We start from the raw sequence: 19,281 nt of genomic DNA on the forward strand, positions 1-19,281 counted from the left end.
GAAGTTAAGCTCCAGTCATAGACTTAAGCAATTCTGATAGCCAAGTCCTTTTACCATTATTTAAAATTGTTATATTATTTATTTTTTCATTTGTAGATTTATTAACTGTTTTTTGTATGCTTTGTTTGCTTAATTTACTTAATCTTAATTCCTTTTGTTCTTCTTTTCACTTGTTAATGATTAAATCATATACATCTCCACCATTAGCTTTAAATACTCTAAGTCTAGACATTTGATCTACACCTGTTTTGCTCCAAGCTCGTGGTCTAGAGCTTAGCCTATCGGCTAATATATGGCTTATATGACCTTCAGCACTGCAACCTATATAATCCTTATTATACTGATTTTTTATACCTTCCCATTGGTTCATTATATATCTTCTAGAATCTTTTATTGCATTTATTTTTGTTTGTAACTTAGTTTCTTCAATGATAACTCTAAATAAATCAAGTACACTTTTTTTATCTAATTTATTTATATAATGCCACATAATAGGTGTTGTATAAGGTAAGTGAGCTGTGGCTATCTTTATATATTTAGATAAATGAAATCTATCTAGTACAAAGATACTTCCTTTAATCCATCCTACACCATTCTTTATCCACTTAGCTCCATCTCCTGATAAATAGATTTTCTCTATTTTTTCCATGTCATAAGCTTCTTCTAAATAATTGGCTACTTCTATCCATAAATCAGCACTATGAGAATAAACACCACTAAAATACCTTACATTTTGAAGTCTATATCTATCTTTATTAACAGCTTTTTTACCTTCATGCACATATACTAACTTTGGCTCAATATTTTTTCCAGATTGAAGTGCTACATGATCCTCATCAGCTTCAATATATAAAGTTTTAACTACTTTCTTTTTTTCAGTTATCTTAACACTATCATTTGGTATATCTCCTAGCTCTCTAATAGTATTCATGACTGTTTGATTAGTTAGATCAATAGAGTCAACAGCTATTTGACCACTTTTTCTATAAGAAGATTCTATGGCTTCATCCACAAGCTTCGCTTTTAAAGAAGAATCTAATCTATCATGTATATCTATTCCCAATCTTTGATCTGATAAATATTTATATTCACCAGTTTTCTTATTTTTATAGTAGGTTCTTTTATAATTAACTTCACCAAATATTGTAGCTATAGTTTTTCTGTCTGCTTTTCTCTGAACAGTCCATTTTTCTTTTCTTAAATTATCCTGTTTTACTAAAGAATCCACTGTTTCCAACGCTTTTTGTACTATCTGTACGCCTATATCATCAAGTATTTTTTCAGTATTTAAAATAAATTCCGATATATCTTTATGGTTTGCCAAAGTATTAATTAAATTTTCTTTTGTTTCATTGATGATTTTTTGTGAAATTTCATGTATAATAGTTTCCAAGAGAGTTCCTCCTTTGATGTTGGTTTTGGCACTTACATCATAACATATGGAGGAACTTTCTTTTTTATTTTTTGAAATTTTACCTACAATAATTTTACTCTAAGAATGCATGGTTTGTTCTTCCAGTTATAACTGTTGTATTTATAAATATATTTGATCCAATTATTATAACTTATTTCATGAATCTATTTAGTTAGTTCTATTATACGTATACTAGTCTAACCAAATACCCATATATAAAAGGTGGCGGCAAAATGAACCGTCACCTTATCTAATTAATATAGTGTCAATAATAAAGTTTAAAAGTGAGCCTGACCCCATAGCTTTTATATTGTACTGCCTGCTATGACCATCTTCATTACTTCTGATGTTCCTTCATAAATTTCTGTTATTTTAGCATCTCTCATCATTCTTTCCACAGGATAATCTTTTATATAGCCATATCCTCCATGTAATTGTACTGCTTTACTTGTTGTAAACACTGCTGTTTCGGATGCGAATAGTTTGGCCATTGCTGCATCTTTTGAATAATTTTGTCCTGCATATTTTTTAGATGCAGCTTTATATACTAACAGTCTTGAAGCATTAATCTTAGTTTCCATTTCTGATATATACCACTGTAACCCTTGAAATCTAGATAGAGGTTTCCCAAATTGTTCCCTCTCCTTTATATACTTTATGGATTCATCTAATGCCGATTGTGCTATGCCCAATGCTTGGGCTGCTATTCCTATCCGTCCTCCATCTAGGCAATTCATAGCTATGGCAAACCCTTTTCCCTCTTTTCCCAATAAATTTTCTTTAGGCACTTTTACATTGTCAAAGAATAACTCTCCCACTGGCACTGCTGTTATACCCATTTTATCTTCTATTTTCCCCACAGAAAATCCCTCTGTATCAGCATCTACTATCAAAGCAGTTATACCCCTCAATCCCTTTTCTGGATACTGCATGGCAAATACTATAGCTATATCTGCATAATTACAATTTGTTATGAAGCATTTTTGACCATTTAATATATAATAGTCTTTTTCTGATTTTATCCTACTAGATTGACTTGCAGCATCAGAGCCTGCATTTGGTTCTGTTAATGCAAAACAACAGCCAATCTTGCCCTGACACATGGGTTTCAAGTACTTTTGCTTTTGTTCCTCCGTTCCAAATTTTAAGATAGGATATGTGTATAGAGAATTATAACCTGAGCATAAAAGTCCCACCGCAGCACTTTTTCTAGATAATTCTTCTACAGCTATGGCATATGCCAAATCATCTCCCCCACTTCCGCCATATTTTGTGGGTACTGATATACTTAATAGCCCATATCTTGCCATATCATCTACTATCTTTTTTGGATATGCCCTGGTTTCATCTATTTCTGATGCTATGGGTTCCACTTCTTTTTCTGCAAATGCTTTAACCACTCTCTGTACCATTTTTTGTTCTGGTGTTAAATTGAAGTTCATAAAATATTTCCCCCCTTATAATCCAATCTTGAATAGAGAGATTATAGTTTAAAATATTAGGCCATTTTCCTTAGCATCATTCATTAATTGTTCTCTAAACTGTGGATGTGCCACTTTAATCAATGCCTCTACCCTTTGAGCAATACTCTTACCCCTTAAATCTGCAACACCATACTCTGTTACTATATATTGTGTATCTGTCCTTGGCGTAGTTATTACTGCCCCTGGGGGTAATGCTGCATTAATTCTAGATACCAATGTTCCATCTTTTTTCTTTGCTGTAGATTTAAATGCTAGGAAAGACTTTCCTCCATTGGATAATACAGCTCCCCTTACGAAGTCCAATTGTCCTCCTGTACCACTAAATTGCTTAAACCCTAGAGACTCTGAGCATGCTTGACCTGTTAAATCACACATTAGAGCATTGTTTATAGATATGAATTTGTCATTCTTTGCTATAATCTCTGGTGCAGCTATATAGGATATGGGATAACTTTTTACCATATCATTTTTATTCATAAAATCATATAGTTTTTGAGAACCTATGGCAAAACTACATGTAATCTCTCCTGGATGTATGGTCTTTTTGCTGCCATTTATTACTCCCTTTTCGGTCAAAGTAACCATAGAATCTGTAAGCATCTCTGTATGTACTCCTAGATCTTTATGGTTTTCTAGAAAAAATCCCACTGCATTTGCTACCCCACCAAGGCCTATTTGTACTGTTGAACCGTTTTCTATCCTTTCTACTATATGAGAGGCTATTTTTTTCTCTAACTCTGTTACTGGAGGTTGAGGTAATTCTGCTAATTTATGGTCTGCTTCACATATATAATCAACATCTTTAACATTTATGAAAGATTCCTTTTCGCATCCATATACATATGATGTCTCCTTATTTACTTGTACTATAACTGTTTCTGCAAGTTCCACTGCAGTATCATTGCAAAATGCACCTACAGGTCCATAGCTCATATTGCCTTGTTCATCTGGTGGAGATACTTCAATAAGCAGTACATTAGGTTTTATTACATTTCTAGTTAACCAATCGGTATGAGAAAATTGATAAGATGTATATTCTACATTTCCCATTGGATAATATTTTCTTTCAAATGGTCCCATAAATGTTGTAAAATGATGTATATGTCCCTTGTATTCTGGTTTTAGGTAATCAAAGGGATATAGTATAAGACATGTATACATAGTTACATTTTCCAATTCTTTGTATCTTTTGGTGATTGCATTTATAATATCTCTAGGTGCACTGGCACATGGTGGATACCATATTCTGTCATTTGATTTTATCACAGATGCTGCCTCTTCTAATGATACTAATCTACTTTTATATTCATCTTTCCAATTCATAATACTCCCCCTCTATTTTGTTAATATTCTGAAAATATCTTGTTTTTTATAGATTATTTGCCTTTAAAGACAGGAGCTCTCTTTTCCATAAATGCCTTTACACCCTCTTTATGATCTGCTGTTTTCATGCATATAGTTTGAAGATCTGCCTCCAATTCTGTTGCTGTATCTAAGTCTAAGTCTCCACTTTTGTTTATTACTTTTTTCATTAAAGATAGAGAGATTGGTGCTGATCTTACTAATCTTTTGGCAAATTTATATGTCTCTTCCCTTAGTGTCTCATCGGGAAATACTTTGTTTACTACTCCTAAATCCAGTGCTGTTTTAGCATCAATCAAATCTCCTGTAAACATTAACTCTTTGGCTTTGTGGGTCCCAACTGCCTTTGGTAAGAGGAACATACCTGCACAATCAGGCACTAGTCCTACTTTAGCAAAACTTTGGCCAAACCTAGACGATTCTGCACAATAGACGATGTCACATGCCAGTGCTAAATTAAACCCTGCACCTGCAGCTACACCATTTACCATAGCTATTACAGGCTTATCCATAGTTATAACAAGGGATGCTATATTACCTGCTTTACTAATAAACTTTCGTGCACATATGGGATCTTCTATTGATACCAAATAATTCAAATCTCCCCCTGCACTAAATGCCTTACCATTACCAGTAAGTACTACTACCCTTATTTCATCATCTTTCTTTACCTTTTCTAATGTTTCTGTCAAGTCATCTACTAATTCATCATTCAGTGAATTAAGTGCTTTAGGTCTATCCAATGTAATAGTTGCAATAGCATCTTTAACCTCTAGCAATACTGTTTTTTGTGACAAATTTAACACCTCCAATTATATTTATACATATCCATAGGTATGTCTCTAATATTAATATGCTTACAATTCTATTAATATGAAAAAAGAGAGGGAAATAACATAATGAAAAAATGTTATTTCCCTCTCTTTTTTTAAACTAATTAGTCTTATTTTCCATAATATTTTATTAGTTTTTTGAAGTAAAACTAATCTTAACAATTCCTAAAAATCAACTTCATTTGGAAATAGAATTTTAAGATAATTTCTTCTAGAATATAAAATACGATAGATTGATACAAACTCGTTGTCTATTTTATAAAATACAATATAGTTTCCCGATACTAAATACCTAAAATCTGTTTTTGCATTTATCTTTGTTGATAAATCTACTCCCATCATCGGAAACTCTTTTAATCGCTCATAACTTTCAAAGATCTTTCTTATAATATTTATTGCAGCTTTTGGACTTTCTAATTCTTTTGTTATATAATCTCTAATCTCTATCAAGTCTTCAGTTGCCATGGGATTTATTCTCAGTTTATGCATTAAATTAAACTCCCAGTTTTTCTTTCACCTGATCTTCTGTCATCCAATCATCATCTATTTTAATTCGATTTTCAGCTTCTATAAGTTTAGATAGCAATTTTATAGTAGCTTGATTTTTCTCATATTCTTTGATATCTAAGATTGCAAATCTCCCTCTACCATTCTTCGTCAAAAAAACCGGAGAACCAACTACTATATCTTTTAGTACATCGTTATAATTCCTTAAGTCTGAAACAGGTTTTATATTAGGCATAATTATCAACTCCTTCGTTAATATTATATCCTTATTTTACTTAAAATTCAACGTAATATATTATACAAATTTCAAATTTAATATTATGGAAAAACAAGTCAATATCTTATCTCACATCTGTTTTGTCTTATATTCAAGATATACCTTATCACCTATTTGATATTCTTTTGTTGATTTATTTGTAACTTGTGCTTCAATTATATTATTTTCTACATTTATTTTGTATTTTATATATGGCCCTAAAAATATCTTTTCTTCTATTTTGCCTATTATTTTGCCTTTCACATCTCCATTATAATCTGTGATATCTATCATTTCAGGTCTTACAAAGCTTATATTTCCATTCTCATCTTTTATTGTATTAGAATTACCTATAAAGTCTAATACAAATGGTGTCTTGGGGTTTTCATAGATTTCTCTGGCAGTTCCCAATTGCTCTAGCATCCCTTCATTCATGATACCGATTTTATCACCCATGGTTAGTGCTTCTTCTTGGTCATGGGTTACAAATACCATGGTTATGCCAAATTTCCTTTGAATATTCTTTATTTCTTCTCTCATTTTTATACGTAGCTTTGCATCTAAATTTGATAGTGGTTCATCTAACAACAACACCTTAGGATTTACAATAAGGGACCTGGCCAATGCCACCCTTTGTTGTTGACCACCACTTAACTGATGTATTCTTTTATTTTTGTATGTGCTGAGTCCTACAAGCTCTAAATACTCTTCACCCTTTGTTTTAGCTTTTTTCCTTTTAATCCGTTGAAATTTCAACCCATATATTACATTTTCCAATACAGTCATATGTGGAAATAGAGCATAGGACTGAAATACTGTAGACACAGGTCTTTTGTCTGGAGGCATTTTACTTACATCTTGACCATCTATCCATATCTTTCCCTCATCTGGAATCAAAAAACCTCCTATCATCTTTAGGGTAGTAGTCTTGCCACAACCACTGGGCCCTAATAGACATAGTAGTTCTCCCTTTTCTACCCCTATATTCAAATCATTTACTGCAACTAAATCCTCAAAAGATTTTCTCAAGTGTTCAATTTCTAAAAACATTTTTCCCCTCCAGTACAAATTTTGAAAAAGTTATATTTACAGCTAATGTAATTAAGATAATAGTCACAGCAATTGCTGAACCAACTCCATAATTCCCACTCTGAATAGCATCAAACATCTCAATGGTAGCCAGTTTTTTCCCTGGATATATCAAAAATATTATAGAACCAATAGTAGTCATAGTAGCAGTAAAATTATTTATAAATGAAACTAATAGGGCCGATCTAGACATAGGGATTATAATATCCTTTAGCACAAAGAAGTCTTGTCCTCCTAAATCCTTTGCTGCCTGTTCTATTTGGGGATTTATCTGAGATAACACAGCACTATTTATTTTGGTAGACATAGGTAATTGCTTAAATAACACATTGAATATAACTATAAGTGCAGTACCAGTCAATTCCAATGGATAATCATTAAATGCCAAAATATATCCTATACCAAAAAATGTACCTGGTATTATATATGGTATAGTAGCAATGAAGTCTATGCCTTTCATTATCTTTATCCTTCTTATCTCTAGATAATAGGCTATCAATGAACCTATTAGACTTCCACCTATTGCTGCAATAAGTGCATATAATATACTTCTCAAGAAGCTTTTTCCACTATATATCCTCATATTCTGGATATTTTCCAGTGAAAAATACATATTTCCCGATCTATATTTTGTAAAAGCTGAAACAAATATGGATATGTATTGTAACAACATTATAGTCAAGAAAAAGTAGGTAATTATTTTTATGAATTTACCTAGAAAATCATCTATGGTCATCTCATCTTCTTCTGTGAAACCTACCAATGCATTGGTAGAAGCCATATTTGTCCTAGCCATAAAAACCCTGTAAAAGAGAAATGCAATAATAGCTGGTACAAATATCAGAACACTTATGGCCGATGCAGCATTTAAATCGGCATAGGCTATAACATCTAAATATGCCTGGGTTGCCAATACATTAAATGCGCCCCCTATAATAGTAGGTGTTCCAAAATCTGAAAGGGACCTAACAAATGTAAGTAATGCTACAACCAATATACCTGGTTTCATCAAAGGCAATACAATCTTTCTCACTGTGTATGAAGAGCTTGCCCCTAAATCTAGAGAAGATTTTATGAAGTTCTTATCTATACCATTTATAACCCCTACCAAAATCAATGCACTTAGAGAAGTAAATCCCAGGGATTGCATGGCCACTATCCCCTGCCATCCATAGGTATTCATGGTCAGTCCCAATATATTGTGGATTATAAATCCCCTCCTCCCAAATAAGGTTATATATGCCAATGATGACACAAATGGAGGTGATATCATAGTCAACATAAGGACTAAAAGAAGCACCTTTCTAATCCTTTTGCCACTAAAACTTATATACAAAGATATACATACCGACATAAAAGTAGATATAACTGTAGTCAATATGGCTACAAATATACTGTTATAAAACAATTTTGTACTCTTATTGAATAAATTCATATATATATCCAGTGTTAATTTGCCATCCACTATAAAACTTTCCATTATAACCGATGCTATGGGATAAAGTATAAATGTCATAACCAAAGATATAACAGCCACTAATATTAATTTGTCCAATATATTATAAAAATGGGTACCTAATAAATTAGATACCCTCTTAGTCTTTATCATCATACTTATTTGTCTCCTACTAATTCACTCCATTTATTGAGTATAGTCTCCCTATCATTACCAAAAGAACTTAAATCCAATTCTAATAGCGTGTCTTTTGGCACTCCTAATTCTAGCCCTTGTACATCAGGTTTGACCATCATAGCACTATCTTTTCCATCTAGTTTGGCTAGTTCAGATTGAACATCCTTAGTAAATATCCAGTCCATGAATAATTTTGCTGCTTCAAGATTTTCAGCATTTTTAAATATTGCCATTCCCTCTGGCACCCATGGTATACCGTCTTCTGGATAAACAACTGTCATATTTCTTTCCTCTTGCAAATCAAATATTCCCTTATCTATATAGGTTATACCTATAGCTACTTCTCCTTCTACAGCCTTAAGTTGAGGATCTTTACCCCTTTTTCCATAGTAAGGGATATTCTTATCTAGTTCTTCAAAGAATTTCCACCCTGCTTCTTCTCCCATGGATTGTAACAGACCATTAACTACTGCATAATTTGTTCCTGATATTGCTGGGTTAGACATGATTATTTCATCTTTATATTTTGGATCAGTTAGATCTTTCCAATTTTTAGGCATGGGAAGATCATTTTCTTCTAATACTTCATTATTTCCTATAAATCCTACTATAGTCATACCCTTTGCTACCCAATATCCCTCACTATCCTTGTATTGATCTGGGATATCTTCTGTCTGTGGTGATTTGTAGGACTCTAAAAGCCCCTCTTCTTTAGCTTGCATAAATGCGTCCAGTCCACCACCGAACCAAAAATCTGCCATTGGTTTTCCGCCTTCAGCCTTTGTTCTAGATAGTAACTCCCCTGAAGACATACTTACAAATTCTACTTTTATACCTGTTTTATCAGTGAATTTGTCAAATAACTCCTTATAGCTTTCAGATGTAGCTACTATCCTTAGAGTTGTTCCTTCTAAGGCCTTTGCTCCATCTTCTTCTGTATTTTCTACTGGATTGCTTTCTTCATTACTTTCACTATTTTCAGTTTCAGTATTGCCACAGGCTGCCAAACTTAATATCATAGTCAAAACTAAAAATAATGCTACTACTGACTTAAATCGCTTCACTTACAACCCCTCCATTTCTAATTTGTCTATAAGATTATATCATTGAAACAAGATTAATATGGCAATTATAGAAATTCCTTATAGTATATTTTTTAATATTATTTTTTTCTATAGTACAACATATATGGATATTTCTGTGTTAGAATTCCAATATAATATTATCTGGAGGTAATGATATGATTATTGATACCCATCTACATGAAAGTAAATACTCCCCCGACAGTCACCTATCCCTTACAGAGGCCATAGAAACTGCTAAGTCTTTAGGACTTGATGGTATATGTGTAACTGACCACGACAATAATTATTTAAAAAATGATATAGGTACATCTAAAAAGATAGATGATATATTAGTTATTGTAGGGGCAGAAATACTCACATTTGAAGGAGATATATTAGTTTTTGGATTAGATAAAGTGCCTAAAGATATGGTTCATGCTGAAGAATTGTTAGAAATAGTAAAAAGGAATCATGGAGTGGCTATAAGTGCCCACCCTTTTAGAAATAACAATAGAGGATTAGGGGAATATATCAGAAATGTAAAAGATAATCTCCATGGAATAGAGGCATTTAATGGCAGCACACTCCCCCATCACAACCTATACGCATATGCCTTGGCCACAGAACTTGGTATCCCCTGTCTCGGAGCAGGTGACGCCCATCTATATAAGCAGGTAGGAAAATATGCAACTTATTTTAATGATTCCATTAGAGATGAAAAAGATTTTATCGATGCCATTAAAACAAAAGACTTTTGTCCAGTCATAAGAAAAAATGAACAGTTCGAAAAAATAGACATATATAAAACTCCCTTCTGATTTAGTTGCTATCAGAAAGGAGCTATTTTTTTACTTGCTCTATTAAGTTTAAAAATGAGCCTGACCCTATTTGAGTTTTATTTTAATCTGAAAGATTAGCCTTTAATGTTTCAATCTGTTCATCTGTCATACCACCTGACACAAGATAGTCGTATGCAGCTGCCGCTAAATCTATATTATCTAAATCCTCAGTATTTCCAATAACCTTAAGCATCGACAATACATCTTGAGAAATCAACTTATACTGATCAGTTCCTTCTTTAACTCCATAATAATTAATATAGCTTTGCATATAGTCTTCAACAATCTCATCCTTAGATGCACCCATCAAAGATTCAATCAATGCTGCAAAAAAACCTGCACGATCTTTGCCTTCAGTACAATGGAAGATATAAGGTGCCTTATTCTCTGACATAAACACAAGACCTTTAACAACATTTGCCTTAAACTCATCATTGGCATATGCAATGCTCATATTCAAAGGCAATACATTGTTATTTTTGTAAAGCTTTGCATAATATGGAGAGGCAAAATCATCTGCTGCTAGATAAGTATTAATATTGTCATCTGAATCCGCAAGATTAACAACTGTATTTACATTGGCTTTCTTCATAAGTTTATCAGAATAAGAAGCACGACCAAGCTCATTATTTATTGGGCTTGAACTACGGTAAAGTACCCCTTTGGCTATATCACCTACAGTAATATTACGGAAATTAGCAAACACCTCATCAGAAGAATACTCTTCACGATTATTTGTACGCTCTAATTTACGAATCTCATATTGAAGAAGATAATCTCCAGGATCAGTAAGCATAATAGTTGCCTTATCCCCAACTTCCACATTAGCAACCTCGTTTAACTTTCCATAGTTTATACAAACTGCAATATTAGTATGTCCTGGATAAGCACGCACTAGTGGACTACCATTGTCTACATAGTAGCCATCTAAAAATGGTGCTTCAAGTACAAAACCATTATCAAATATAGCTGTTACCATATCACCTTTTTCAAAACCTAATTTATAGAAATCTTCAATCAAAATATCTGTTGATGCATGGCCATATTTTTCTATTTCAGTAACTTTAGCTTCTACATTTGGAGTCTTATACATAGAATCAGCGGAAAGCTTAGTCTTAAGAACTGTAATCTCATCGGAAGTCATACCTATTGTTTCTAAATAATTTTCTGCAGCTTCTGCAAGGTCAACATCTGAGATGTCAGTTCCCTTTTCATATCCACAGACAATTGTAGTCAATGAGGATATGATATTACTATTTGCTATTGATGTATATTGTTCGCTGTCTTTTTCAACTTTATAATAGTTTTCGTAGGTAGTCATATAATCATCCACTACTTCATCAAGCTCTGCACCCATAAGAGATTCTAATAAAGCACTCACAAACCCTGCACGGTCTTTCCCCTCTGTACAATGAATAAGGTATGGTCCCTCATTCTTACTTAGGAATCGTAGTCCGTCGGCTAATTTTGTTCCAAAATCCTCTCCTGCAATATCAACACCCATATCCAAGTACTTTACCTTCCCTGTATCATAAAGTGATTTGTAATAATCAGAGGTAAAATCATCTGATGCAATATAACCTTCAATTTCTTCTTGAGAATCAGCCAAATTTAATACTGTCTGTACTCCTACCGCCTCAGCTAATGCATCGGAATAAGCTGCACGGCCTAATTCATTATTTATAGGACTGCTACTCCTATATAGAACAGCTGGTTTGATTCCAGTAGTGGCAATACTACGGAAATTTGCAAATATTGAATCTGCTGTATAGTCAGAACGTAGATTGGTTCGTTCCAATTGATGAAGCAGGTATTCTGAAAGATAACCTTCTTTTTCTAATAGGGAAAATGTTACCTCATCACCCACTTCTGCATTGTATGTAGTAGAAAAATTACCCATATTGATTGCAACAACCAACAAATTTTCTTCCTGGTCATCACGTACAACAAGACTTCCTGTGTCTACATCACTATAGGATGTACAGAAAGGTATTTCAAGTACATTATCTCCAACTGTAACCTTTAGCATATCACCTAATTCATAACCCGCATCATATAGAGCATCAGGTTTAACATCCATTGTAAGATTACCATACTTTTGTACCTCTACAACGGTCCCCAATACATCATCATAAGTATCTACCGCATTAGCAGCAATAGGCAGTGAAAATGCCATGGCTAAAACCAAAAGCAATGAAATAATTCTCTTTACCTGTCTCATATTTCTCCTCCTTTTAATATTGTTTAATAATCTCACCTGTACTAAAATATAAGGTTCGAGAGCCACTTATATTATACTATGTTTTCATTATTATTTCCATAATAGTCCAATAATTCCGATATTTATTCCCTCTCTTTATTACCCTTCTTATATATTCTAAAATTCAAAAGCAATGGCGGTTTTCATTTATGCCTCATAAAGTTTAAAAGTGAGCCTAACCCTATTTAATTATTTTTTCTATAAAAATCTTAATTTATCTAAATAAATTCATATAAATATTATGGTATACTACCAGATAATGATAATCATTATCACAGCATAATTAAATTTATAGGAGGAATAAGTTATGGTTTTATCAAGATGTAAAAATATAAGAAGATATAGAATTAAGTCATTACCTAAGATGCATTTATTAAAGGTTCTTGGTGTAAGAGAAGGGATTGACCTTACCTTTCAAAGCAAACAACCCTTGGGTGGGCCTATTGTAGTAAAAGTAGGTAGTAGAAGTATAGCCATAGCAAAGGACATCGCAAAAGACATCGTTGTGGAGGAGGTAGTTTAATATTGTCTTGTCATAAAAGTAAACATAAAGAGATTTCTGTTGATGGAAAAACCAAGATACTTCTCATGGGTAATCCCAATGTGGGAAAAAGTGTGATCTTTTCCAAACTAACAGGAGTAAATGTAGACAGCTCCAACTATACAGGTACTACTGTGGATTATACCATAGGGGATTTTAACTTTAGAAATGAAAAGGGAGTAATTATAGATGTGCCTGGCACATATTCCTTAGAGGCCACTTCAGAAGCTGAAAAAGTTGCAGTCTCGTTATTGGAAGAAAATGCAGATGTCATAATATGTGTTTTAGATGCAACACATTTAGACAGGAATTTAGATTTAGCATTTCAATTAAAAGAGTACTCCACCCCAATAATATATTGTCTAAACCTAATAGATGTAGCGGAAAGACAAGGTATAAAAATAGATTCAGATAAACTATCGGAAGAATTAAATGCACCAGTAATTCCTACTGTGGCCATCAAAAATATTGGGCTAATGGATTTATTAACTACATCCATGGATTTAAAGGACAAGGAAACAACTCCAGTTCCTAAAATGGAAGAAAATCTTAGATGGAAAAAGATAAATGAGGTAATAAACAAGGTGCAGACAAATACAGAAAAGAAACCTAGCTTTGTAGATAAATTAGAACACTGGACCGTTAAGCCTTGGCCAGGGATTCCAATTTCTGTACTTATATTAATTATATCTTTGGGAGTTGTTATAGGTGGAGGTAAGGCCCTTAGAGCAGTTATATTATTGCCCTTATTAAATAAAGTAACTATACCCTTTTTAACTACTATAGTCTCAATGATTATACCTGCTGGTATATTTAGAAACCTATTAGTTGGAGAATATGGTATGTTGATAATAGGTATAGAGTGGCCATTTGCACTAATTCTTCCCTATGTGCTTTTATTTTATATTGTATTTTCTTTTTTAGAAGACAGTGGATATTTACCTAGAATAGGCGTACTTGCTGATGGAATACTTAGAAAAATAGGTATCCAAGGTGGAAATATTATCCCATTAATGATGGGGTATGGATGTGCAGTTCCATCCATTATATCTACAAGAGCAGCAAATACATACAAGGAAAGAATAATGGTGGCTTCTTTAGTATCTTTAGCAATTCCTTGCGTTTCACAAACAGGAGCTTTTATTGCTTTACTAGGTGATAGATCCCCTTTAGCCCTTGTAATGGTGTATATTACTTCTTTGATAGTAATATTGATAGCAGGAATAGTCATGAACAAGGTAATCCCTGGTAGAAGTCAACCTATGCTACTCGAAGTACCAAATCTATTATGGCCAGATAGAACTGCTTTCTTTAAAAAATTGAAACTAAGGATGAAACATTTCTTTATAGAAGCAAGAGGGGCTATGATGATTGGTATTGCCATTGCAGCTATAATAGTTGAGACAGGGATGCTTCAAGGATTTAGTAATATGGTATCTCCTCTAGTTGAAGAGTGGTTAGGTCTTCCACGGGAGGCTAGTCTATTTTTGATATTAGGCATTGTTAGAAGAGAATTTGCAGCTTTGCCATTATTAGAGTTAGATTTAAGTGTATTTCAGTTATTTGTTGGTTCTATAGTAGCACTGTTTTATCTTCCATGTATATCTGTATTTGGAATATTAATAAAAGAATTCTCTCTAAAATCAGCATTGATGATAGGGGTAGGAACTACTCTTGTGGCATTCTTACTTGGAGGATCTATAAAACAAATTGGAAATTTAGTAATATCTTTATTTTAGAGGTGTAAATATGATAAGAGCTTGGACAAAATGGATGGAAAAAAGAATATCTAATTCAAATTTCTTTATTGATATGTATGAATTATATTATAAAAATGTAGTTAAAAATGAAATTAGATTAGCTAGAGTAGAAGATAAGGATAATATACTTTGTATTGGTGGAGGTGCAGTACCATGTACTGCCCTTCAAATGGCCATGGAAACAGGAGCTAAGGTTCATGTAATAGATATAGATCCTATAGCAGTATACAATGCTAAAAACCTGATTAACAAAAAAGGTCTAAGTCATAGGATTCAAGTATCCAATAAAAATGGACAAGAAATAGATATAAGAGATTATGATGTCATTCATGTCGCACTACAAGTAAGTCCAAAAGAAAAGGTTTTGGAAAACTTATGGAAAAAAGCAAGAAAAGGGACAAAAATAGTAGTGAGAATGCCTAAAAAAGGTTTAAATTACTTTTATTCTAGTCTATCTTGTGGATTTTTGGAAACAAATGATATAAATTGTGAAAGATGTTCAGCAAAAAAAGGAATAAACACTATGGATAGGACACTACTTATGGTTAAAAATTAGGTGATTTTATGAAAAAGAATCTATTGTACTGCTTAGGAGCTGTGGCGATTATATTTCTATTGTTAAATTTAGACTTTGCAGAAATATTTTTAAGTATAAAAACTGTTCCCTTATATTTACTCTTTATATCTTTAACATTACAGATTATCACCATGGTTTTGATATCTATTCAGTGGAAAACCATGGTGAATCTAATAGATAAAGATTGTAAACTAGCTGATATACTAAAAATGAATATGAAAGGTAATGTAGTAGATGCCATCACTCCTGGAGTTAAAGTAGGAGGAGAACTTGCGAGACTTTATGATATAAAGGTAAGACTAGGTTTAAATACAAGTGATGGAGCTGTGGTAGTAGGGCTTCAAAAGACAGCAAGTATATTAAGTTTTTATTCCTTAACTCTACTCAGTCTGATTTGGTTTTATTTTAATATAGGACAAACAGACTTACATCATATGCTTATATTTTCAACAATTGTAATCATATTTGGAATAGGTTTTATTGTGATTATTTTAGCTTTTTTAAATCCTAAACCAATAGAAAGCCTATTATTAAAAATTGCCATTAAAGAAAATACAAAAGATAAGCTCAAAAATCTATTCCAAAGATATGTTATATCTTTAAAAAAATTTAAGAAAAAGAAGAAAAAATTTTTTTTGCAAATATTACTCAGTATATTTATATGGATACTTTTTGCATTTAAAATGTATTTAATATTGATAGGATTAAATATAAAACTTAATATGCTTTCAATAGCTTCAATTACATATTTAAGCTATATAATCGGAATGATACCATTATTACCAGGCAGCGTAGGAAGTTTTGAAACTAGCATGACCTATCTTTTATCAATGAAAGGAGTTGCAATAGAAAAAGGAATTGCAATTGCAATAATATTTAGATTTGTAACGTTTTGGTTTGAGTTTTTTATTAGTTTGTTTTTTTTGATATCATATAAACTCATATCCAAAATTATAAAGAGAAATAAATATGCTAGAAAGCCACTATAAAAAATAGTATGATACTTTCATGTTAAAGTATCATACTATTTTTTTAAACATCTATATATAATTAGTACCTTAAAAACTAATTTTTTAAAATAGGCATTTATTATGATCTATTTTATACTGCTTGGGGCTCATTTTTTCCAATTTTTTAAATACATAACAAAAATAACTTTGACTATTAAATCCACACTCTAATGCAATATCTAAAAGAGAAAGAGAAGTGTTCTTGAGTAATTCTTTTGCCCTATCTATTTTTACTATATTGATATATTCAGAAAAGCTATACCCCACATGGTCAGAAAATAAAAAAGATAAATAGTTTTTACTCACATGAATTCCATCAGCTACTTTTTGTAGTGTTAAGTCCCCATCTAAATTATTGTTTATATATATTAGCGCTTTATTTATAATAGGATGTTTTGTATTAACAAATTTTTCTTCTTTAATACTTAACGAGAAGAGAACCATTTCCTTTCCCAGTAAATACAGATGTTCAATCTTTTTTTGTCTTTCAATCTTTTCTATAAAGCAACATCTATGATATATTAACTTTTTCTTACACATATGACTGAAAAAATAATTGTTATAGATAATAGTATTTAAACATATTAAATGATTTTTTAATGTTCTTAGATTACAATCAATCCCTACATCCATTTTTAAGTACGTAGAATAGAGTTCATTGTATGTATTTAAAGCGCGACATTCATCTCTAGTGCTTATATTTTTTAATAAGTTTTTTTCTAACGGCATCAAATATCTCACCTCTTATAAAGTAATAGATATTGATAATCATTATCAGCATTTAAGGTATATTATATATGAAAGATTATGGGTTTGTAAAGTCCAAAAAAGCACTAAAAGATAACCAATATAAAGATTAAAACTTTTGTACAATTTCAAATGTGGATTTAACCAATTCTTGACAATAGCCCATATTTATTGTAGGATAATACCACCCCCTGGTATATGGGTATATATTGATTGGAGGTTTTATTCTATGACAAGTCTTTATATAGTAACAGCAGTCGCCCTTGTTATCTCTTACTTCTTAAATCCACAAAAGACCAAAATGGGTCTGAAAAAAGGATGGAAAAAGTTTTCAAAAACCTTGCCCACTTATCTTAAGCTACTTATGATTATATCCCTTGTACTTCTTTTTACTGAAGAAACTATAATTAAGTACCTAAGTCAAGATAATCTTTTATTGGGACTAATATCTAGTCTTTTACTTGGTTCAGTTACCATGATGCCTGGATTTATTGCCTATCCTCTTGCTAAGATACTGGTGGAAAAAGGTGTTCCTTATATGGTTGTGGCAGGATTTGTAACTTCTCTTATGCTTGTAGGGATTGTCACATATCCACTTGAAAGCAAATACTTTGGAACAAAAGCAACAATTCTGAGAAATATCATGAGTTTTGTCGTAGCAGGGCTTATTTCTTTACTCATGGGAATCTTCTATGGGGAGGTATTTATCTAATGAAAAAATTTGACAAGAATTATTTATATTTTGGTGTATTTCTTTTGTTTTCACTGATATCATGGTTAATAAAATTTGACCTTGGAATTAAGGTCTGGGACAATTTTCTAGTATTTGCAAAGGATATGGTCCTTATACTTCCACCGGCATTTATCCTTATAGGACTGTTTGATGTATGGGCCAAAAGAGAATCGGTTGAAAAGCACTTTGGTAACAATAGCAACCCCTTGAGATTTTTGTGGTCAGTTCTTCTTGCATCCACAACAGTAGGGGGAACTTTTGTCGCATTTCCACTGGCAAATTCCATGTATCACAAGGGTGCCAAATACAGCTCAATTATAACCTATATAACATCAGCCTCTCTTTTCATGATTCCCATGAGTATCATGGAGGCAAGTATGCTTGGTATTCGATTTACAGTTATAAGACTAATAGGTTCCCTTCCATTTATAATAATTGGAGCCATTATGCTTGAAAAATATTTTGAAAAATCAAGATATCAGCTACCTCTCATAACCGATGACAAATAATATATAGACTATAGTGCGATGATTATATTTGTATTGCTTTGCAAAAAAAGGAACTAATCTTTTTAGGTTGATTAGTTCCTTTCTGTTGCAACAATATATAGCTTTAATTAATAAATTTTTTTAACTCTTCTACTTCAGATTTAGAAAGACCTGTAGCTTTTACTACTAAGGCTATCTCTGTACCTTCTTTTAAGAGATTCTTTGCTATTTCTTTAGCCTTATTAATTTCACCTTCTAGTCTTCCTTTTTGCATGCCTTTTTTCATGCCTTTTTGCATGCCTTCTTGCCTTCCTTTTTCTTCTCTTTTTTCTAATATATTCATGGTAATAGCCCCCTTTCCTTCTAGTTTTTTTATTTGTTCTTTTATGTCTTCTTCTTTTATATCTCTGTTTGTTAGTTCTATATATTTTAAGTATATTTCTCCATAATATATTAGTGTCTCTAGTGGTTCTTCTTTTTTTACTTCTTCTAATGCTAGTAAATATGTTCTTAATACTATTTCTAGATCTTCTTCAAAGGCATATTTAAATGCCTTTAGCATCATTGCTGTTAGTTTTGTTAGTTTTTCAAAATCTCTTTCTTCATATTCTCCTATGTTAAAAAAGTCATGCTTAAATACTGGCACTCTTTGTTTAAAGTATTCTGGTAATTCATAAAATCCTG

The 19,281-nt window shown here is 32.2% G+C and carries 19 protein-coding genes; 7 read left to right on the forward strand and 12 right to left on the reverse strand.

Going from position 1 to position 19,281, the window contains the following annotated elements; translation table 11 throughout:
• Nucleotides 1-166: 166 nt before the first annotated feature.
• The 9 genes from Q326_RS17090 to Q326_RS0110000 form a co-directional block, all read right to left on the reverse strand.
• Complete coding sequence (locus Q326_RS17090) at nt 167-1,393, reverse strand: ISLre2 family transposase (RefSeq protein ID WP_169733583.1); 1,227 nt, start codon at nt 1,391-1,393, stop codon at nt 167-169.
• Nucleotides 1,394-1,719: 326 nt separating this feature from the next.
• Complete coding sequence (locus Q326_RS0109965) at nt 1,720-2,856, reverse strand: acyl-CoA dehydrogenase (RefSeq protein WP_026895260.1); 1,137 nt, start codon at nt 2,854-2,856, stop codon at nt 1,720-1,722.
• Between the two features lie 48 nt (nt 2,857-2,904).
• Complete coding sequence (locus Q326_RS0109970) at nt 2,905-4,221, reverse strand: acetyl-CoA hydrolase/transferase family protein (protein ID WP_026895261.1); 1,317 nt, start codon at nt 4,219-4,221, stop codon at nt 2,905-2,907.
• A 53-nt stretch (nt 4,222-4,274) separates the two neighbouring features.
• Complete coding sequence (locus Q326_RS0109975; protein ID WP_026895262.1) at nt 4,275-5,057, reverse strand: enoyl-CoA hydratase/isomerase family protein; 783 nt, start codon at nt 5,055-5,057, stop codon at nt 4,275-4,277.
• 201 nt (nt 5,058-5,258) lie between these two features.
• Nucleotides 5,259-5,582 (reverse strand): type II toxin-antitoxin system RelE/ParE family toxin, encoded by a 324-nt coding sequence (locus Q326_RS0109980; RefSeq protein ID WP_026895263.1) that lies wholly within the window; start codon nt 5,580-5,582, stop codon nt 5,259-5,261.
• Between the two features lie 4 nt (nt 5,583-5,586).
• Entirely contained in the window at nt 5,587-5,835 is a 249-nt protein-coding gene (locus tag Q326_RS0109985; protein ID WP_026895264.1) for a type II toxin-antitoxin system prevent-host-death family antitoxin, read from the reverse strand.
• Nucleotides 5,836-5,946: 111 nt separating this feature from the next.
• Entirely contained in the window at nt 5,947-6,906 is a 960-nt protein-coding gene (locus tag Q326_RS0109990; RefSeq protein ID WP_026895265.1) for an ABC transporter ATP-binding protein, read from the reverse strand.
• Complete coding sequence (locus Q326_RS0109995) at nt 6,890-8,557, reverse strand: ABC transporter permease (protein WP_026895266.1); 1,668 nt, start codon at nt 8,555-8,557, stop codon at nt 6,890-6,892. The genes Q326_RS0109990 and Q326_RS0109995 overlap by 17 nt, the downstream gene beginning before the upstream one ends.
• A 2-nt stretch (nt 8,558-8,559) precedes the next feature.
• On the reverse strand, nt 8,560-9,597 hold the full coding sequence (locus tag Q326_RS0110000) for an ABC transporter substrate-binding protein (protein ID WP_488655820.1): 1,038 nt from the start codon (nt 9,595-9,597) through the stop codon (nt 8,560-8,562).
• A 221-nt stretch (nt 9,598-9,818) separates the two neighbouring features.
• On the opposite strand from Q326_RS0110000, the gene Q326_RS0110005 reads away from it, so the two are divergent.
• Complete coding sequence (locus Q326_RS0110005) at nt 9,819-10,460, forward strand: PHP-associated domain-containing protein (RefSeq protein WP_026895268.1); 642 nt, start codon at nt 9,819-9,821, stop codon at nt 10,458-10,460.
• An 82-nt stretch (nt 10,461-10,542) separates the two neighbouring features.
• On the opposite strand, the gene Q326_RS17950 is transcribed toward Q326_RS0110005, so the two are convergent.
• Complete coding sequence (locus Q326_RS17950) at nt 10,543-12,702, reverse strand: tyrosine-protein phosphatase (RefSeq protein WP_051531363.1); 2,160 nt, start codon at nt 12,700-12,702, stop codon at nt 10,543-10,545.
• A 346-nt stretch (nt 12,703-13,048) separates the two neighbouring features.
• Here Q326_RS17950 and Q326_RS0110015 point away from each other — a divergent pair, with 346 nt between their 5' ends.
• From Q326_RS0110015 to Q326_RS0110030, 4 genes are read left to right on the forward strand one after another with little or no spacing between them, the layout of a single operon-like run.
• On the forward strand, nt 13,049-13,264 hold the full coding sequence (locus Q326_RS0110015) for a FeoA family protein (protein WP_026895269.1): 216 nt from the start codon (nt 13,049-13,051) through the stop codon (nt 13,262-13,264).
• Between the two features lie 2 nt (nt 13,265-13,266).
• Nucleotides 13,267-15,021 (forward strand): ferrous iron transporter B, encoded by a 1,755-nt coding sequence (locus Q326_RS0110020; RefSeq protein ID WP_026895270.1) that lies wholly within the window; start codon nt 13,267-13,269, stop codon nt 15,019-15,021.
• 10 nt (nt 15,022-15,031) lie between these two features.
• Nucleotides 15,032-15,598, forward strand: a complete 567-nt coding sequence (locus tag Q326_RS0110025; protein ID WP_026895271.1) for a nicotianamine synthase family protein — start codon at nt 15,032-15,034, stop codon at nt 15,596-15,598.
• An 8-nt stretch (nt 15,599-15,606) separates the two neighbouring features.
• Nucleotides 15,607-16,608, forward strand: a complete 1,002-nt coding sequence (locus Q326_RS0110030; protein WP_026895272.1) for a lysylphosphatidylglycerol synthase transmembrane domain-containing protein — start codon at nt 15,607-15,609, stop codon at nt 16,606-16,608.
• 84 nt (nt 16,609-16,692) lie between these two features.
• On the opposite strand, the gene Q326_RS0110035 is transcribed toward Q326_RS0110030, so the two are convergent.
• A complete protein-coding gene (locus tag Q326_RS0110035) occupies nt 16,693-17,358 on the reverse strand; it encodes an AraC family transcriptional regulator (protein WP_026895273.1) in 666 nt (221 codons plus the stop codon).
• Nucleotides 17,359-17,605: 247 nt separating this feature from the next.
• On the opposite strand from Q326_RS0110035, the gene Q326_RS0110040 reads away from it, so the two are divergent.
• A complete protein-coding gene (locus Q326_RS0110040) occupies nt 17,606-18,088 on the forward strand; it encodes a hypothetical protein (RefSeq protein WP_026895274.1) in 483 nt (160 codons plus the stop codon).
• Nucleotides 18,088-18,618 (forward strand): permease, encoded by a 531-nt coding sequence (locus Q326_RS0110045; protein ID WP_026895275.1) that lies wholly within the window; start codon nt 18,088-18,090, stop codon nt 18,616-18,618. The genes Q326_RS0110040 and Q326_RS0110045 overlap by 1 nt, the downstream gene beginning before the upstream one ends.
• A gap of 103 nt (nt 18,619-18,721) precedes the next feature.
• On the opposite strand, the gene Q326_RS0110050 is transcribed toward Q326_RS0110045, so the two are convergent.
• A partial coding sequence (locus Q326_RS0110050; RefSeq protein ID WP_026895276.1) for an RpnC/YadD family protein occupies nt 18,722-19,281 on the reverse strand: 560 nt, incomplete at its 5' end.

This window comes from Clostridiisalibacter paucivorans DSM 22131, from assembly GCF_000620125.1.
Taxonomy (GTDB): domain Bacteria; phylum Bacillota; class Clostridia; order Tissierellales; family Clostridiisalibacteraceae; genus Clostridiisalibacter; species Clostridiisalibacter paucivorans.

Excerpts from the sequence above, each read along its gene's own strand:
- Q326_RS0110040 (WP_026895274.1), top strand. The coding sequence starts at position 17,606 with ATGACAAGTCTTTATATAGTAACAGCAGTCGCCCTTGTTATCTCTTAC.
- Q326_RS0109995 (WP_026895266.1), bottom strand. The coding sequence starts at position 8,557 with ATGATGATAAAGACTAAGAGGGTATCTAATTTATTAGGTACCCATTTT.
- Q326_RS0109970 (WP_026895261.1), bottom strand. The coding sequence starts at position 4,221 with ATGAATTGGAAAGATGAATATAAAAGTAGATTAGTATCATTAGAAGAG.
- Q326_RS0110045 (WP_026895275.1), top strand. The coding sequence starts at position 18,088 with ATGAAAAAATTTGACAAGAATTATTTATATTTTGGTGTATTTCTTTTG.
- Q326_RS0110015 (WP_026895269.1), top strand. The coding sequence starts at position 13,049 with ATGGTTTTATCAAGATGTAAAAATATAAGAAGATATAGAATTAAGTCA.
- Q326_RS0109980 (WP_026895263.1), bottom strand. The coding sequence starts at position 5,582 with ATGCATAAACTGAGAATAAATCCCATGGCAACTGAAGACTTGATAGAG.
- Q326_RS0110030 (WP_026895272.1), top strand. The coding sequence starts at position 15,607 with ATGAAAAAGAATCTATTGTACTGCTTAGGAGCTGTGGCGATTATATTT.
- Q326_RS0110025 (WP_026895271.1), top strand. The coding sequence starts at position 15,032 with ATGATAAGAGCTTGGACAAAATGGATGGAAAAAAGAATATCTAATTCA.
- Q326_RS0110000 (WP_488655820.1), bottom strand. The coding sequence starts at position 9,597 with ATGATATTAAGTTTGGCAGCCTGTGGCAATACTGAAACTGAAAATAGT.
- Q326_RS0110035 (WP_026895273.1), bottom strand. The coding sequence starts at position 17,358 with ATGCCGTTAGAAAAAAACTTATTAAAAAATATAAGCACTAGAGATGAA.
- Q326_RS0109985 (WP_026895264.1), bottom strand. The coding sequence starts at position 5,835 with ATGCCTAATATAAAACCTGTTTCAGACTTAAGGAATTATAACGATGTA.
- Q326_RS17950 (WP_051531363.1), bottom strand. The coding sequence starts at position 12,702 with ATGAGACAGGTAAAGAGAATTATTTCATTGCTTTTGGTTTTAGCCATG.
- Q326_RS0109990 (WP_026895265.1), bottom strand. The coding sequence starts at position 6,906 with ATGTTTTTAGAAATTGAACACTTGAGAAAATCTTTTGAGGATTTAGTT.
- Q326_RS0110005 (WP_026895268.1), top strand. The coding sequence starts at position 9,819 with ATGATTATTGATACCCATCTACATGAAAGTAAATACTCCCCCGACAGT.
- Q326_RS0109965 (WP_026895260.1), bottom strand. The coding sequence starts at position 2,856 with ATGAACTTCAATTTAACACCAGAACAAAAAATGGTACAGAGAGTGGTT.